The sequence below is a fragment of the Halioglobus japonicus genome, assembly GCF_001983995.1.
Taxonomy (GTDB): domain Bacteria; phylum Pseudomonadota; class Gammaproteobacteria; order Pseudomonadales; family Halieaceae; genus Halioglobus; species Halioglobus japonicus.
Window position 1 is genome coordinate 657,812 of record NZ_CP019450.1, and the last position, 14,761, is coordinate 672,572.

General features: G+C 59.7%; 15 protein-coding genes. 6 read left to right on the forward strand and 9 right to left on the reverse strand.

Annotation, left to right across the window (positions count from 1 at the left end; translation table 11 throughout):
- Positions 1–107 precede the first annotated feature (107 nt).
- From BST95_RS03130 to BST95_RS03140, 3 genes are all read right to left on the reverse strand, one after another.
- Positions 108–467 (reverse strand): hypothetical protein, encoded by a 360-nt coding sequence (locus BST95_RS03130; protein ID WP_084198128.1) that lies wholly within the window; start codon positions 465–467, stop codon positions 108–110.
- 57 nt (positions 468–524) lie between these two features.
- Positions 525–1,685: an SPOR domain-containing protein gene (locus BST95_RS03135; protein ID WP_084198129.1), complete on the reverse strand. Its 1,161-nt coding sequence runs from the start codon at positions 1,683–1,685 to the stop codon at positions 525–527.
- A 65-nt stretch (positions 1,686–1,750) separates the two neighbouring features.
- Positions 1,751–2,701: an SIS domain-containing protein gene (locus BST95_RS03140; RefSeq protein WP_229801912.1), complete on the reverse strand. Its 951-nt coding sequence runs from the start codon at positions 2,699–2,701 to the stop codon at positions 1,751–1,753.
- Here BST95_RS03140 and uvrD point away from each other — a divergent pair.
- Together uvrD and BST95_RS03150 are read left to right on the forward strand one after the other, a co-directional pair.
- On the forward strand, positions 2,700–4,853 hold the full coding sequence (uvrD, locus tag BST95_RS03145) for a DNA helicase II (RefSeq protein WP_084198130.1): 2,154 nt from the start codon (positions 2,700–2,702) through the stop codon (positions 4,851–4,853). The genes BST95_RS03140 and uvrD overlap by 2 nt on opposite strands.
- Positions 4,854–4,906: 53 nt before the next feature.
- Entirely contained in the window at positions 4,907–6,067 is a 1,161-nt protein-coding gene (locus BST95_RS03150; RefSeq protein WP_084198131.1) for a TRAP transporter substrate-binding protein, read from the forward strand.
- Here BST95_RS03150 and BST95_RS03155 read toward each other — a convergent pair.
- Genes BST95_RS03155 through BST95_RS03165 form a run of 3 tightly spaced genes read right to left on the reverse strand, consistent with a single transcriptional unit; the run spans position 6,064 to position 8,354 of the window.
- Positions 6,064–6,459 carry an acyl-CoA thioesterase gene (locus BST95_RS03155; RefSeq protein WP_084198132.1) on the reverse strand — a complete coding sequence of 132 codons (396 nt, stop codon included), beginning with the start codon at positions 6,457–6,459 and terminating at the stop codon, positions 6,064–6,066. The two genes, BST95_RS03150 and BST95_RS03155, sit on opposite strands and share 4 nt — an antisense overlap.
- Before the next feature lie 25 nt (positions 6,460–6,484).
- The gene (locus BST95_RS03160) at positions 6,485–7,846 is read right to left on the reverse strand and encodes a TRAP transporter large permease (protein ID WP_084198133.1); all 1,362 of its coding nucleotides are present in this window, start codon (positions 7,844–7,846) and stop codon (positions 6,485–6,487) included.
- 1 nt (position 7,847) lies between these two features.
- The gene (locus BST95_RS03165) at positions 7,848–8,354 is read right to left on the reverse strand and encodes a TRAP transporter small permease subunit (protein WP_066056834.1); all 507 of its coding nucleotides are present in this window, start codon (positions 8,352–8,354) and stop codon (positions 7,848–7,850) included.
- A gap of 112 nt (positions 8,355–8,466) precedes the next feature.
- Here BST95_RS03165 and yaaA point away from each other — a divergent pair, with 112 nt between their 5' ends.
- Together yaaA and BST95_RS03175 are read left to right on the forward strand one after the other, a co-directional pair.
- Entirely contained in the window at positions 8,467–9,249 is a 783-nt protein-coding gene (yaaA, locus tag BST95_RS03170; protein ID WP_084198134.1) for a peroxide stress protein YaaA, read from the forward strand.
- Between the two features lie 2 nt (positions 9,250–9,251).
- The gene (locus BST95_RS03175; RefSeq protein WP_084198135.1) at positions 9,252–9,848 is read left to right on the forward strand and encodes a DUF938 domain-containing protein; all 597 of its coding nucleotides are present in this window, start codon (positions 9,252–9,254) and stop codon (positions 9,846–9,848) included.
- A 23-nt stretch (positions 9,849–9,871) separates the two neighbouring features.
- On the opposite strand, the gene BST95_RS03180 is transcribed toward BST95_RS03175, so the two are convergent.
- From BST95_RS03180 to BST95_RS03190, 3 genes are read right to left on the reverse strand one after another with little or no spacing between them, the layout of a single operon-like run.
- A complete protein-coding gene (locus BST95_RS03180; protein WP_084198136.1) occupies positions 9,872–11,020 on the reverse strand; it encodes a GNAT family N-acetyltransferase in 1,149 nt (382 codons plus the stop codon).
- 11 nt (positions 11,021–11,031) lie between these two features.
- Positions 11,032–11,889 (reverse strand): 4-hydroxybenzoate octaprenyltransferase, encoded by an 858-nt coding sequence (gene ubiA / locus BST95_RS03185; protein WP_084198137.1) that lies wholly within the window; start codon positions 11,887–11,889, stop codon positions 11,032–11,034.
- A 30-nt stretch (positions 11,890–11,919) separates the two neighbouring features.
- Positions 11,920–12,552, reverse strand: coding sequence for a chorismate--pyruvate lyase family protein (locus tag BST95_RS03190; protein WP_084198138.1), 633 nt, complete (start codon positions 12,550–12,552; stop codon positions 11,920–11,922).
- A gap of 146 nt (positions 12,553–12,698) precedes the next feature.
- Here BST95_RS03190 and BST95_RS03195 point away from each other — a divergent pair, with 146 nt between their 5' ends.
- Together BST95_RS03195 and BST95_RS03200 are read left to right on the forward strand one after the other, a co-directional pair.
- Entirely contained in the window at positions 12,699–14,069 is a 1,371-nt protein-coding gene (locus BST95_RS03195; protein WP_084198139.1) for an FAD-dependent oxidoreductase, read from the forward strand.
- Between the two features lie 4 nt (positions 14,070–14,073).
- Positions 14,074–14,631: a DUF1415 domain-containing protein gene (locus BST95_RS03200; protein ID WP_084198140.1), complete on the forward strand. Its 558-nt coding sequence runs from the start codon at positions 14,074–14,076 to the stop codon at positions 14,629–14,631.
- Positions 14,632–14,761: the final 130 nt, after the last annotated feature.

Consider the following 14,761-nt stretch of genomic DNA (forward strand, 5'->3'; position numbering starts at 1 on the left):
CTTGCTGCATGCGAAAATATGACGAATGCGGAAGCTTTGTAGGTGTTGTGTCCAGGCCGTGGTGGCCCGCGTCCCAGAGCGGCGCGCGGGCCGACGACCTGTGAGGTTTACTGGGGGTTGGCCGCTTTGTATTCGCGAACCTCAGTATTGAACTGGCCGGCAACCGCTTCTTCGGCAGACACCGCGGCGTTGTAGGTTTCCTCGGCGGCTTTCAGTGCGTCTGCGGCACCCTCAGCACCTTCGGTAACCTGTGCCTGTGCAGCATTCAGGGCGGGTTCGAGGCACTTCATGTAATCCAGGTTGGCGGCCTGAAATGCCTTCACCGCTTTCTGGCCAGCGAGCATTTGCTCCATGGAAGCGGTGGCTCCATCGGGCAGTTCGGGGGCGTCTGGCGCAGTACAATCGGCTGCGATAGTAGAGGTGCTGCCCAGTGCCAGTGCCAGGGCGGAATACTTGATCAGTTTCATTGTTGTAGTCTCCTTTTGGGGAGGAAAACCTTAGCAGGCCTTATCGAGCCTGCCAAGTCAGCTCGATTGCCCCACCCAGAGTTTGGGCAGGTCGTAGCGGGCTTCCAGTGTGCGTGCAGTCGCATCTGCCTGAGCCTTGTCAGACAGGTTAATTACCCGGACGCGGTAGAAGGTGCGGCCGGACTTTTCGCCGGTGACCACGACGACCTTGCCTGCGCCGGGCTGCAGGCGCCGCGCCCAACCCTGAGCGGTTTGCTCCTGGCTATAGGAGCCAAAGTTCACGAACCAGGTGCCGCTTTCCACGGCGAGGGTCGGTGTTGGTGCCGCAGGTTTCGGGCTTGGTGACGTATTGCGGGCCACGGGCTTGGGTGCAGGCTTGGTGGCCGCAACGGGCTTGGCGGGCGGGGCAGGCTCCGGTTTGGTCATCGCGTCCTGTTGCGCTGCCAATTGCTTTTCCAGGCCGGTGACAATCGCCTGCAGGCTGCGGTTTTCAGCGTTCACAAGATCCAGCTCGGCTTCGAGGTCCGCGTTAAGTGCCACCAGCGCCTCGTTGTTGGCGCGCGTTTCGGCAACTTCGTTGGGATTGGCAGCAGTGGCCAGGTTGGACTGCAGGCGGCGAATCTCTTCCTGCATTTCGGCGCGTTGCTGCATAACGCCATAGCCGCCGGCACCTAGCAGTACGAGTGCCACCAGGCCCACCAGGATCAGGCCTAGCGGCAGGGTGATTTCGCGTTCTTCCTCTTCGTAATATTCGGTGCCCTCATCCAGCTCGTCATCGCGGGGATCCCATTCGGGTTGCTCAGATTCCAACCTGGTTACAGGGGGCAGTGGTTTGGTCACGGGCTCGGCGACGGGGGCTTCTGCTGTTGTTTGCTCGACAGTCTGCAGGCGATCTTCTTCATCCCAGGGGTCATCCTCTTCAGTGGACTCGGCGTCCCAGGTCTCCTCCTCGGAGGCAGCGTTCTCCCAGCTATCTTCTACCTGGGGTGCATCATGCTGATCCTCGGGCAGGTCATCGAAGTAGTCGGGTTCGTCTTCTTCGAGGTCGTCTTCGGCGGCCGCGCTGTCAAACATGGCGGTGTGGTCGGTGTCGCGATCATCGTCGGGTGCGTCGCTATCGTCGAAGTCGTCAAACAGTCGTTCGCCGGGCGTCCAGCCCTGCTCATTGCCGACGTCGAGATCCAGTTGTTCTTCCTGGCGATCCTTATCGTTATTCATGTTCAGCTCACCCCATCCCCTTTGTCGGGATAGTACCAGACCTCTACCGCCAATGCTGCCAAAACTCAGCTGCGCAAGTCCTGCAGGCCCCGACTTAATCGACCGAGATGGCGACTGACGACGGCGCCCTTGGACTTGGACACGCCCGCCGCGAGAATATCGATGACCGTGAGATGCGCGATACGCGATGGCAGTGGTGTATAGCGGGCGCCGGCCTGGTCCTGGACGTCGATGGGGATGGCGATACTGCAGCGTTCTATCACCGGCGTACCGCCGGGCGCGAGGCCGATGGTGACAGCGCCTGATTCGCTGACGCGATCGAGCGCCTCCAGCAGCGCGGTGCTGCGACCTGACTGGGATATTGCCACCACGACATCGCGCGGGGTCAGGGACATGGCCACCATGGCCTGAATGTGCGGGTCTGAATGGGCGGCGCTGGGTATCTGCAGACGAAAAAACTTGTGCTGGGCATCAATGGCAACCGGAGCGGATGCGCCAAAGCCGTAAAACTCTGCCCTATTGGCGTTGGCAAGTGCCTCGACAGCGGCTTCAATCGCATCCAGGTCGAGTGAGTCGCGCACCTGGGTAAGGGTTTCCAGTGTGGCGTCAAACACCTTGTAGGTATAGTCGCGCGCGGTATCCCGCTCGTTGAGCGAGAACGGTTCGGAAGAGGTTGGCATTGCATTGCGGGCCAGTGCCAATTTGAAGTTGCCAAAGCCCTCGCAGCCAATGGCGCGGCAGAAGCGCACAACGGTGGGCTCACTGACACCGGCGGCTGCAGCCAGGTCCACAACGCGCATGTGCATGACCTGGTCAGGCTGGGCGAGTACCAGCTCCGCCACCTTTCGTTCCGAGCGGCGCAGGCTGTGCAGGCGAGATTCAATCTCGGGAAGTATGGGTCTGTCGGTGGCCGCCATGGCGAGAAATTCCTGTGCAGTGCCGCGTGAGTATAGCGCCCGTGGCGGATGGAAAAAATGTGAACCGCAGACCTTGGCTGTCGGGTAGAATGCGGGCATGGATGTATCAGATATTCTCTCCCCCCTTAACGAAGCCCAGCGAGAAGCCGTCGCTGCCGACAGCGGTAACCTGTTGGTGCTGGCCGGTGCCGGCAGTGGCAAAACCCGGGTGCTCGTGCACCGCATTGCGTGGCTGATTCGCGCCGAAGGGCTGTCGCCCTGGTCGATTCTCGCCGTGACCTTTACCAATAAAGCGGCGCGTGAAATGCGCTCGCGTATCGAGGAAATGCTCCAGGTGCCGTCCCATGGCATGTGGGTGGGTACTTTCCACGGTCTCGCCCACCGCCTGTTGAAAGCGCATTGGAAAGAGGCGGGGCTTCCGCAGAATTTTCAGATTCTCGACAGCGATGACCAGCTGCGCCTGGTGAAGCGCGTTTGCCGCGAACTCGAACTGGACGAGGGCCGCTGGCCGCCCAAGCAGGCCATGTGGTACATCAACTCGCAAAAGGATGAGGGGCTGCGGTCGCGGCATATCGATGTGCCCCATAGCGACCTGTTTGGCCAGACTATGTTGCAGGTATACCGCGCCTATGAGGAAGCCTGTGAGCGCGGCGGCATGGTGGACTTTGCCGAGCTGCTATTGCGCGCTCATGAGCTCTGGCTCAAAGCGCCGGAAGTCCTGGCGCACTACCAGGGACGCTTCAAGCAAATTCTGGTGGACGAGTTTCAGGACACCAATACGATTCAGTACGCATGGCTGCGGGTGCTGGCGGGGAAGCATATTCCGGTCATAGCCGTCGGCGATGACGACCAGTCTATCTACGGTTGGCGCGGCGCCAAGATCGAGAATATCCAGCGCTTTGCGGATGACTTCGAAGGCACGCGCACGGTGCGCCTGGAGCAGAACTACCGTTCCACTCAGACCATATTGCAGGCTGCCAATGGGGTGATTGGCTTTAACTTTGGCAGGCTGGGTAAAGAGCTATGGACTGCGGGTGAGTCCGGTGATCCCATTACGCTCTACGCTGGTTTCAATGAACACGACGAAGCCCGCTTCATCGTCGAACAGGCCCAGGACTGGATTGACGGTGGCCAGAACCGGTCGTCAGTGGCCGTGCTGTATCGCTCCAATGCCCAGTCCCGGGTGTTGGAAGAGGGATTGATCAGGGCTGGCTTGCCCTATCGCATTTACGGCGGCCAGCGGTTCTATGAGCGGCTCGAGATTCGCAACGCACTGGCATACCTGCGCCTGATCCAGAGTCGCGGCGACGACGCTGCTATCGAGCGTGTCATCAATACACCGCCGCGTGGCATTGGTTCGAAAACGCTCGAGGTGGTTCGCGAGGTCGCTCGCAGCCGTACCGTTTCCCTGTGGCAGGCCATTGCCGCAGCGATTGAGGAGAAACTGCTGCCCGCCCGGGCGCTGGGTGCTCTCGAGGGCTTTGCGGTGTTGATCAATGAACTCGACACGGGCACGGATGAGCTATCCCTCGAAGAGCTGGTCGAGCATGTGATTCACGCCTCTGGACTCATTGAATTTCACCAGAAAGAAAAAGGTGAGAAGGGGCAGGCGCGTATCGAAAACCTCGAGGAACTGGTCAGCGCTGCCAAGCAGTTCGTGGCAGAAGAGGGCGACGATGCGTCGCCATTGCAGCAGTTTCTGGATAACGCCGCGCTGGATGCCGGCGATGCCCAGGCGGATGAGCACGAGGACAGTGTGCAATTGATGACCCTGCACTCCGCCAAGGGGCTTGAATTCCCCCTGGTGTTTCTCGCCGGCATGGAGGAAAACCTGTTTCCCCACCGTATGTCTGCCGAGGAGCCCGGGCGCATGGAGGAAGAGCGTCGTCTCTGCTATGTGGGTATTACCCGCGCCATGGAAAAGCTGGTGCTGACTTATGCCGAGTCGCGACGCCTGCACGGCAGCGAAACTTTTAACGCACCATCGCGCTTTGTGCGTGAGATCCCCGCGGAGTTGCTGCAGGAAGTGCGGCTCAATACCACCGTGGCTCGGCCAGTGAGTACGCTTTCCCAGGCAGAGGTGCCAGACACGGGCCTGAGCCTCGGCCAGCGTGTTTACCACCAGATTTTTGGTGAGGGCACCGTGTTAAACTTTGAAGGCCGAGGCAACACCGCCCGGGTTGAAGTCAACTTCGACACCGAGGGCAGCAAGTGGCTGGTATTGCAGTACGCGAACCTGCAGCTGGTCTGACCCAGGCGCCCCATCGTTCGATTGAATAACAACAATATTGAGGAAACCAAGGCATGGCCACTGGCGATATGGAAAAGCGCTTAAGCCCCCTGATTATTCTGGTACTGGTCGCCGCGTTGGTGGCTGTTATTGCCCTATGGGCAACGGATACGTCACGCAATAGCGGCCCGGTTTACGCCGGAGGTGGTGTCAGCAATGCCGAGGTGATCGAGTGGAAACTGGTCACCACCTGGCCGAAGAACTTTCCCGGCCTTGGTTCTGCCGCCGTTAACCTCAGCCGCAACGTCGAAGCGATGAGCGGTGGGCGCCTCAAGATTCACGTTTATGGCGCAGGAGAGATTGTGCCGGCCCTGGGGGTGTTTGATGCCGTGAGCCAGGGGGTGGCCGATGCCGGCCACGGCGCCGCATACTACTGGAAGGGCAAGGTGCCCTCATCGGTATTCTTTACCGCCGTGCCGTTTGGCCTTAACGCCCAGGAAACCTATGGCTGGCTGCACTACGGCGGCGGCCTCGAATTGTGGCGCGAAGCCTATGCGCCTTTTAACCTGGTCCCGTTTGCCGGGGGTAGCACAGGTGTGCAGATGGCCGGCTGGTTTAACAAAGAGCTGAACACCGCGGATGACCTGCGCGGCCTGAAAATGCGTATTCCCGGCCTGGCCGGCGAGGTATTTGCCGCCGCCGGCGGGACCGCAGTCACTATACCGGGGGGTGAGCTTTACACCTCACTGCAAACCGGCGTTATCGATGCACTCGAATGGGTGGGGCCCTATAACGATCGTATTCTGGGTTTCCACGAGGTGGCCAGATACTACTACTACCCGGGCTGGCACGAACCCGGTTCAGTACTGGAATTCATCGTCAATGAAGATTCACTGAATGCGCTGCCGGAGGATTTGCGCGCAATTGTTGAGCACGCCGCGCGCGCGGCCAGTCAGGATATGCTCGATGAATACACCGGCCGCAACAACCAGGCGCTACAGTCTCTGGTAGATGAACATGATGTACAGCTGCGTCGCCTGCCGGACGACGTGCTGCGGGCGCTGTGGCAGGGTACGCGTCAGGCGATGGATGAGCTCGTTGCGCGCGACCCCATGGCGGCCAAGGTGTATGCCTCGTACAGCGAATTTTACAAAGGGGTGCGCAACTACCACCACATTTCAGAGCAGGCGTACTACAATCTGCGCGATGAAGTGATGGGTGATGGGGATTATTAAGGGTTCTCGATAGCCCGGGTGCGGCCATTCTCGTCGATGGCCACGAACACGAATTCACCTTCGGTCACTTTAATGGGTTCGCCGTCGTGTTTGGAGTTGATCCACACTTCTACCACGATGCGGATTGAGCTACGGCCAATCTCGAGCACGTCGCAGTAGCAGGACACCACCGCTCCCACATGTACCGGAGTCAGGAAAACCATGCCGTTAATGGCAACGGTAGCTACGCGGCCGCCGGCCACGTCACCGGCGGTGACCATGCCGGCAATATCCATTTGCGACATTAACCAGCCACCGAAAATATCCCCGGAGGGGTTGGTGTCGGCGGGCATGGCCACGGTCTGCAGAGCCAGTTCCCCGTGAGGAACCGGGGTGGAATCGATATCATTCATGATCAGTCTCGAATAGTTATCTTGGTCACTGCTTGAGCTGGCCCGGTAGCCAGGTGGCCATTTCCGGCCAGACCCAAAGGGCTGAAATCAGTAGCAGCTGGATAATTATAAAGGGAACCACGCCACGGTAAATAGCACTTGTGGGTAGGCTGGCCGGGGCGACCCCGCGCAGGTAGAACAGCGCAAAGCCAAAGGGCGGCGTCAGGAAGGAGGTTTGCAGGTTCAGCGCTATCACCACACCCAGCCAGATCGGGTCCAGCCCCATGGCCAGCAGGATCGGGCCGACAATGGGCACAACCACGTAGGTAATCTCGATAAAATCGAGAATAAAGCCGAGCAGGAAGATGGCGACCATCACTACCATGGTGGCGCCCATGACACCGCCGGGGATGTCCTGGAAGAAGCCGTGGATCAATTCCTCGCCGCCAAAGCCGCGGAACACCAGCGAGAACAGGGCTGCGCCGAGCAGGATGAGGAAGACCATGCAGGTGACTTCCATGGTGCTCACCACGACTTCGCGCAGGCGCTGGCAGTCCATCTGGCCTTTTGCGTAGGCGAGGATAAGTGCGCCTACGGCACCGATGCCGGCAGCTTCGGTGGGTGTGGCGGCGCCCGCGAGAATCGAGCCAAGTACCACCACGATAAGCGCCAGCGGTGGCAATAGTCCTTTCAGCAACTGCGCCGGGCCGATGCGGGTACTTTTGGCCGCGGGCGCTGCCTCAGGCTTGAGGAACGAGTACACCAGAATGTAGAGAATATAGAGGCCCACCAGTACCAGCCCCGGTATCAGGGCGCCGACAAACAAGTCGCCCACTGACACGGTTTTGGGTTGGTATACGTTCATGGACAGTTGTGCCTGTTGATAGGCATTGGCCAGCACGTCGCCCAGCAGTACCAGCGCAATCGAAGGCGGAATAATCTGGCCCAGGGTGCCGGTCGCGCAAATCGTGCCCGCAGCCAGGGAGGGACTGTAGTTATTGCGCAGCATGGTAGGCAGTGACAGCAGCCCCATGGTGACCACGGTGGCGCCGACAATACCGGTGCTGGCGGCCAGCAGCATGCCGACCACCACCACTGAGATACCCAGGCCGCCGCGCAGGCCGCCGAAGGCCTTGGCCATGCTGTCCAGTAACTCCTCGGCTATTTTGGATTTCTCGAGGATGTTGCCCATAAGAATGAACAGCGGCACCGCGATCAGCGTGATGTTGTTAATGGTGCCGAAAATGCGGCCGGGCAGAGCGTTGAGAAAACCTACGTCAAATACACCCGTCAGTACACCGCCGGCGGCAAAGGCCAGGGCGGTGCCGGCGAGGGTGAGGGCCACAGGGTAGCCGAGCATAAGCAGCAGACATACGGCGGCAAACAGGTAGAGGGACAAGTACTCCATGTCAGTCCTCCACCAGCACCAGGGCGCTGCGCAGGGTCTCTGCAATGCCCTGAAGCAGCAGATTGATCGCCATGGCGGGAATCAGGCTCTTGAGCAGGAAGACGGCGGGAATGCCCCCTGGTTCTGAGGATATCTCGCGGATCGCCCAGGATTCGGTCACAAATTGCCAGCTCACGACGATGACAAAGACGCAAAACGGCAGCAGAAACACGATACCTCCCAGGGCGTTCACCCATGCTTTGCCGCGCTCGCTGAAATCCCGATAAAAAATATCGACGCGCACATGAGCGCCGGCTTTCAGGGCATAGGCCGCACCGAGCATGAACAGGCAGCCGTGCATATAGGTGACCATTTCCTGGGCGAAAATCGAGTTGGTGTTAAAACCGTAGCGCATGACGACAATGACGGCAGTGACCAGGCCCATGGCCAGTGCCAGCCATGCCAGCAGGCGGCCGCTGAGCTCGGTAATCCGATCAATGACGTGAACGACAGCGTGAGGGCTGGGCATGAACAGAACTTATCCCGGGGGTTTTTGATTATTGGGGCGCAGAGTATCATAGCAACCGCAGCAATGGGCGCGCCTCGGCGCCGCCCGCTCAATTCATCACAAGGCAGGCATTATGCTCACAGTAATTTCCCCGGCCAAAACACTGGATTACGACACCCCACCGACCACTCGCAAGTCCACTCAGCCCCAGTTCCTGGCGCAGGCCGAGCAGCTGGTTGAAGACGCACGGCAGTTGAGCCCTGACGATATTCGCAGCCTGATGGGGGTGAGCGAAAACATTGCCGAGCTGAACCACGCCCGTTTCATGAATTGGGGCACACCCTTCACGCTCGACAATGCCAAGCAGGCGGTGCTGGCGTTTAAGGGCGACGTGTATACCGGTCTCGAGGCAGAGACGTTGACCGCGTCACAGCTGACATTTGCCCAGAAGCACCTGTGCATACTGTCAGGCTTGTATGGCCTGCTCCGTCCCCTGGACCTGATGCAGCCTTACCGGCTGGAGATGGGTCTGAAGTTCGCAAATTCCGGCGGCAAAAACCTTTACGAATTCTGGGGAACAGACATTACCGGTCTGTTGCAGAAGCATTTGAAGAAGTCCGGCTCAGCGGTGCTGGTTAACCTGGCGTCCAATGAGTACTTCAAGTCCGTGAAGTCGCGAGAACTGGAGGCCGATATTGTTACGCCGGTCTTCAAGGACCTCAAAGGCGGCAAATACAAGGTCATCAGCTTCTACGCCAAGAAGGCCCGTGGCCAGATGGCGCGCTATATCATTGACAATGAACTGAATGATCCCGAAGCGCTGAAGAAGTACAAAGTAGATGGCTACAAGTATAACCGCGCCGAATCCAGTGCCCGCGACCTGGTGTTCACTCGCGATGTGCCGCCCGGGGCCTAGCCTTGAGCGATCTGCCTTACTCTCAGGCCTGCGAAAATAATAAGGACCCGATTCTGGCGGTGTTGCGCCGGGTCTTTGCCGATCGCAGCGAGGTGCTGGAGATAGCTTCAGGTACAGGCCAACATGCGACCTGGTTTGCCGAGCACATGCCGCACCTGCACTGGTTGCCCACCGACCAGCCCTCGCATCTGGACGCGGTAAGACCACGCTGCCAGGCCTATGCGGGTGACAATCTTGCGGCGCCGGTGGCGCTGGATGTGAGTACACGCCCCTGGTCCGTGGAGCGGATTCCCAGTGCCTTGTTTACCGCCAATAGCCTGCACATCATGCCGTGGTCATCGGTGTGTGATTTGTTTGCTGAACTGGGTGAGCGCGCTGAGGCAGATACACGGCTGGCGATATACGGGCCGTTTAACTATGGCGGCGAGTACACGTCGCCCAGTAACGCCCGGTTCGATCAGTGGCTGGCACAGCAGTCGGAGTACAGTGCGATTCGCGACTTTGAGCGGGTGAACGAACTTGCCAGCGAGGCCGGCTTTGAATTACTCGAAGACAATCCTATGCCTGCCAATAACCGGCTGATTGTCTGGTCCAGTTAGATTCGCCTGCCAATTGCCCCCGATTAATCCGGGCTGTTGGTGTTCTTGAACGGCAATAAGGTTTGAGCTTCCCGTTTGTATTCGGCGGTGTGTGGTAATTCGGAGCGGGTAAAGTCAGCTACGGCGGCGCTCAGGTTCGGATCGGCAATCCAGTGGTTGGACCAGGTGTCTGTAGGCCGGAAACCGCGTTGAATTTTGTGCTCACCCTGGGCGCCGGGATCGAACCGTGCAACACCGTTTTCTATGCAGTATTCGATGCCACGGTAATAACAGGCCTCAAAGTGCAGGCAGTCGTATTCTTCCAGGCAGCCCCAATAGCGCCCGAACAGGGTGTCGGATGAGCGGAAGTAGAGCGCGGCCGCCACCGCTCGCTGTTCGCGCCGCGCGATAACCATCACCACCTGCTGACCCAGGGTTGGCAGGAGCTCCGTGAAGAATTCGCGGCTCAGATAGCCGCCGTGGCCACTGCGCTTGGCGTAGGTAATTTGGTAAAAATGGTGAAAGCGCTCCCAGTCCTCGGCGCTGATCTGTTCACCCTCCAGGGTGCTTAGTTCCAGTCCCTGTTCGTCAATGCGGCGACGCTCCCGCCTCAGGTTTTTGCGTTTGCGGCTGGAAAACTCCGCAAGAAAGGCATCGAAGTTGTCGTAGCCGTTGTTAAACCAGTGGAACTGTACCGCCGCGCGCTGGTGGCATTGGCGCGCCAGAAACCCGTCCGATACGTCCTTTTCTGGAAACAGCAAATGCCAGCTGGAAATGTCCTGGCCGGCGGCGAATTGCTGGATAGCGCTGAGCGCGGCGTCCATGGCGGCTGCGGCGTTCAGCGCCGGTGTGTGTGCCAGGCGTGGGCCGGTGGCGGGGGTAAAGGGAATCGCTGACACCAGTTTGGGGTAGTACTGCAGGCCGCTGCGTTCCCAGGCTCGCGCCCAGGACCAGTCGAACACGTATTCACCGTAGGAGTGTGACTTCAGGTATAGCGGCAGGGCCGCCACAACTACCCCGGCGTCGCGAAGCACAAGGTGGCAGGGCTGCCAGCCGGATTCGGCCGTGGTGCAGTCGGTCTGTTCCAGCCCCAGCAGAAACTTATGGCGGGTGAACGGATAATCGGTGCCGAACAGGCCATCCCAGTCTGACGCGTCAACCTGTTCCAGGCTGGTGATAAATTCTGCTTCCATGTCAGTCGTGTTTACAGGGCATAGTCCAGGGCGAGGCCGATAAATATCACGGCGCCTACCCAGTTGTTGTGCAGAAAAGCCTGGAAACAGGCTGCGGGATCGCGCTCGCGAATGAGATATTGATGGTACGCGCACAGCCCCGCAGCGGATGCCAGGCCCAGGTAATAGAACGTACCCAGCTCAAAGGCCTGCCCCGTGGCTACCATCAGGCCCAGGAACAGCAGCTGTAACAGGCCGACGATAATTCTGTCGTAGCGACCGAACAATATGGCGGTAGATTTAATCCCCACCACCAGATCATCGTCTCGATCTACCATGGCGTACTTGGTGTCGTAAGCCACCGTCCAGGCGAGATTGGCGAAATACACCAGCCACAAGGGTGTGGGCAGCGCATTGTTCTGTGCTGCGAATGCCATGGGTATGCCCCAGGAAAACGCCGCCCCGAGCACCACCTGGGGCAAGTGGGTATAGCGCTTCATAAAGGGGTAGGTCGACGCCAATGCGACGGCCGCAAAAGAAAGCTTAATGGTGAGCGGATTGGTAAACAGCACCAGTACAAAGGCCGCCAGCAGCAGCGCGACAAACAGGATACGCGCTTCCTTTACCGTGACCGCGCCGGTGACTAGTGGGCGTGCCTCAGTGCGCGTCACTTCGCCGTCCCAGTGCCGGTCTGCGAGGTCGTTGACCACACAGCCCGCCGAGCGCATTAAAAACGTGCCGAGCGTAAATATTATGAGCAGTTTGAGGTCGGGGAGCCCGCCTGCGGCCAGCCACAGGGCCCACAGCGTCGGCCACAGCAGCAGCGTTGTGCCTATGGGTTTGTCGAAGCGAATGAGGGCAAGCAGCGCCTGGGCTTTGGAGCGTGACATCAATGAATACTGGGCCGGAAAGCCCCCAGCTTAATGCTTCGGGCGGACAATTGCAGCGCTGACTTTGCCGCGCTGGGTGCGGTGCACTGGCAACACAGCGCGCCAGGGTTCGAACGCCTCGAGAAAGACCTCGCTGACCATGACGCTGCGGCCGCCCATATCAAAGCGCGACCGACGCGCCCAGGCCTCGTCCGGCTGCTGAACCTGGGGCGGCAAGTATTCGCTATCGCCGGTAATCCTGGCGAGCTCGAATGGGCTGCGGCGCATATTGGGGTCGCTGAACAGAATGGCCCCGAGGGGTTTGGTCTGTAATCTGCGCAGGTGGGTGAGATCACCGGTGAGGCTCGAAAGTGGCATGACGCTGCGGGCGAATACCACCCGCTGGTCGCCTTGCTTGAGCAGCACCTCGCGGATGATGGCCAGTTGGCGCTGTCCCAGCTCCAACAAGCGCTGCTCGGTTGGCAGTGGCACTTCCCAGCCCTGGAACAGGCGCTGCACCGAGAACGTCCCACGGCGCTGTTCTATCAGCCTGCCCGTGAGGGAACCGTCGTCCAGCAACCAGCGGCGGACATGCGCCGACAACTCCCCGGACGTGAAGCGCTGATGAGGGCGCCACAGGGGTTCGTGCTGGACTCGATTGCGGGTTTCAGGGCTGTCTTGCATGGCCCGGGGAGAATGCTTGATAGCGCCTTCCCTTGCAAGTTGCCGGTGGCTCAAATTGTCAGCTCGCGGGTTGCGAATTGCCCTTGCACATTTTTCACACGACCCTATAGTGGTCCGTCCCCAATTAACCCTTGAGCGAGTTCGAAATGAGTAGATGGGAATGTATTGTCTGTGGCCTGGTGTACGACGAGAAGGAAGGCTGGCCTGACGATGGCATCGCCCCCGGCACCAAGTGGGAAGATGTGCCTGAAGACTGGCTTTGCCCCGACTGTGGCGTCGGCAAAGAAGACTTTGAGCTGCTCGAGGAGTCGCCGATTGAGGACACCCCGCATCACGAGGAACCGGTGGTGGACAAGGTCCACGCCCCGGTCGTCATTCTGGGCACGGGCCTCGCCGGCTACGGTCTCGCTAAGGAGTTCCGCAAGCACGACGCCGAGACCCCGCTGATTCTGATCACTTCAGACGATGGCCGCTCTTACTCCAAGCCGATGTTGTCCACAGGCTACACCAAGGACATGAGCACCGACGATCTGGCACAAATGGATGCCGGCTCCATGGGCCGTATGCTCAAGGCCAGTGTATGGACCATGACCAAGGTGGGCGAAATCGACACCGCCAACCAGTTGATCAAGGTCGGCGACAACGAAACCGCCGTGCACTACAGCAAGCTGGTACTGGCGCTGGGCGCCGATGTTATCCGCCCGCCCATTGAAGGCGATGGCCTGGACAAGGTGTACTCCATTAACGACCTGCTGGACTTCGACGATTTCCGCACGGCCATGAAGAAGAACGATGCCAAGAAGGTCTGCCTGATTGGTGGCGGCCTGATCGGTTGCGAGTACACCAACGACCTGATTAACGGTGGCTTTGCTACTGAGACTGTCGACCCCCTGGGTTACTGTCTGCCGACGTTGTTGCCAGAACCTGCCGGCAAGGCTGTTCAGGCCGCGCTTGAAGAAAAAGGCGCCAAGTTCCACTTCGGCCCGCTCGTGACCGCGGTTAATAATGCCGATAGCGGTGTGAAGGTCAGCCTGAACAACGGCGAGACCATTGACGCCGATCTGGTGGTTTCGGCCGTGGGCGTTCGCCCCCGTGTCGATCTGGCCCAGGCCTCTGGTATCAATACCAATCGCGGTGTCGTCACCAACCGCCTGCTGGAAACCAGTGCTCCCAACGTGTACGCCATGGGCGATTGCGCCGAGGTGAACGGCCACGTACTGGTGTACGTTGCGCCGCTGATGGCCCAGGCTCGCGCCCTAGCCAAGACCCTCACTGGCGAGCCGACCGAGGTGAGCTATCCGGCCATGCCCGTCACCATCAAGGTGCCCGCCTGCCCGGTTACCGTTGCGCCACCGGCACAGGGCGCTGAGGGTGAATGGTCCTTCGAGATCGACGGCAATAACGTCAAGGGTGAATTCCGCAATGCCGCGGGCGACCTGCTCGGGTTTGCCCTGACTGGCGATGCTACCAAGCAGAAGATGGCGCTGCAGAAAGAACTGCCGCCCATCATGCCCTGAGGCAATGCCTGACCGGGATGCGGTAGAGCGGCAGACGCGCGCATGGCTGACAGAGTTCGTTGTCGGCCTCAACCTCTGCCCCTTCGCCCGCCCGGTCCTCGACAGCCCGGCCCTGCGGGTCGCGGTCTGTGACAAAACAGAAGGCCCGGACTTGCTCCGGGCTTTTTTGTTGGAGCTGGATCTACTGCAGTCCACCCCGGAAGAAGATGTGGCCACCACGCTGCTGGTGTTTGCCAATGCCCTGCAGTCCTTCGATGACTATCTCGATCTTCTTGCCGACGCCCAGGATCTCCTGCATGAGTCCGGCCTGGAAGGCGTGGTCCAACTGGCGAGTTTTCATCCGGACTATCTGTTCGATGGCGAAGACCCTGCTGCCACCAGCCATTTCAGCAATCGCGCACCCTGGCCGACGATCCATTTCCTGCGCGAAGACATGCTGTCCCGGGTGCTCGGCGACTACCCTGATCCCGAGCCGATTCCCCAGCGCAATATGCAGACTCTGGCGTCAATTGGGTTGCCCGCACTCAAGTCGAAAACCCGGGAGCTTCGCGAGGGATCTTGATTTTTGGACGGTGCTGGCTAGCCGCACCTCCGTGGAATGATTGCTTGCTGAACGGCCACATGCTCCGCTTCGGCAGCTTCGGCAGCTACGGCCGCGGGGCAACTCGGAGTGGGATTGCTGCGTAATCCTC

What these genes read in the sequence shown, in the direction of transcription:
- BST95_RS03130 (WP_084198128.1), bottom strand. Translation starts at nt 467, where the DNA reads ATGAAACTGATCAAGTATTCCGCCCTGGCACTGGCACTGGGCAGCACC.
- BST95_RS03135 (WP_084198129.1), bottom strand. Translation starts at nt 1,685, where the DNA reads ATGAATAACGATAAGGATCGCCAGGAAGAACAACTGGATCTCGACGTC.
- uvrD (WP_084198130.1), top strand. Translation starts at nt 2,700, where the DNA reads ATGGATGTATCAGATATTCTCTCCCCCCTTAACGAAGCCCAGCGAGAA.
- BST95_RS03140 (WP_229801912.1), bottom strand. Translation starts at nt 2,701, where the DNA reads ATGCCCGCATTCTACCCGACAGCCAAGGTCTGCGGTTCACATTTTTTC.
- BST95_RS03150 (WP_084198131.1), top strand. Translation starts at nt 4,907, where the DNA reads ATGGCCACTGGCGATATGGAAAAGCGCTTAAGCCCCCTGATTATTCTG.
- BST95_RS03155 (WP_084198132.1), bottom strand. Translation starts at nt 6,459, where the DNA reads ATGAATGATATCGATTCCACCCCGGTTCCTCACGGGGAACTGGCTCTG.
- BST95_RS03160 (WP_084198133.1), bottom strand. Translation starts at nt 7,846, where the DNA reads ATGGAGTACTTGTCCCTCTACCTGTTTGCCGCCGTATGTCTGCTGCTT.
- BST95_RS03165 (WP_066056834.1), bottom strand. Translation starts at nt 8,354, where the DNA reads ATGCCCAGCCCTCACGCTGTCGTTCACGTCATTGATCGGATTACCGAG.
- yaaA (WP_084198134.1), top strand. Translation starts at nt 8,467, where the DNA reads ATGCTCACAGTAATTTCCCCGGCCAAAACACTGGATTACGACACCCCA.
- BST95_RS03180 (WP_084198136.1), bottom strand. Translation starts at nt 11,020, where the DNA reads ATGGAAGCAGAATTTATCACCAGCCTGGAACAGGTTGACGCGTCAGAC.
- ubiA (WP_084198137.1), bottom strand. Translation starts at nt 11,889, where the DNA reads ATGTCACGCTCCAAAGCCCAGGCGCTGCTTGCCCTCATTCGCTTCGAC.
- BST95_RS03190 (WP_084198138.1), bottom strand. Translation starts at nt 12,552, where the DNA reads ATGCAAGACAGCCCTGAAACCCGCAATCGAGTCCAGCACGAACCCCTG.
- BST95_RS03195 (WP_084198139.1), top strand. Translation starts at nt 12,699, where the DNA reads ATGAGTAGATGGGAATGTATTGTCTGTGGCCTGGTGTACGACGAGAAG.
- BST95_RS03200 (WP_084198140.1), top strand. Translation starts at nt 14,074, where the DNA reads ATGCCTGACCGGGATGCGGTAGAGCGGCAGACGCGCGCATGGCTGACA.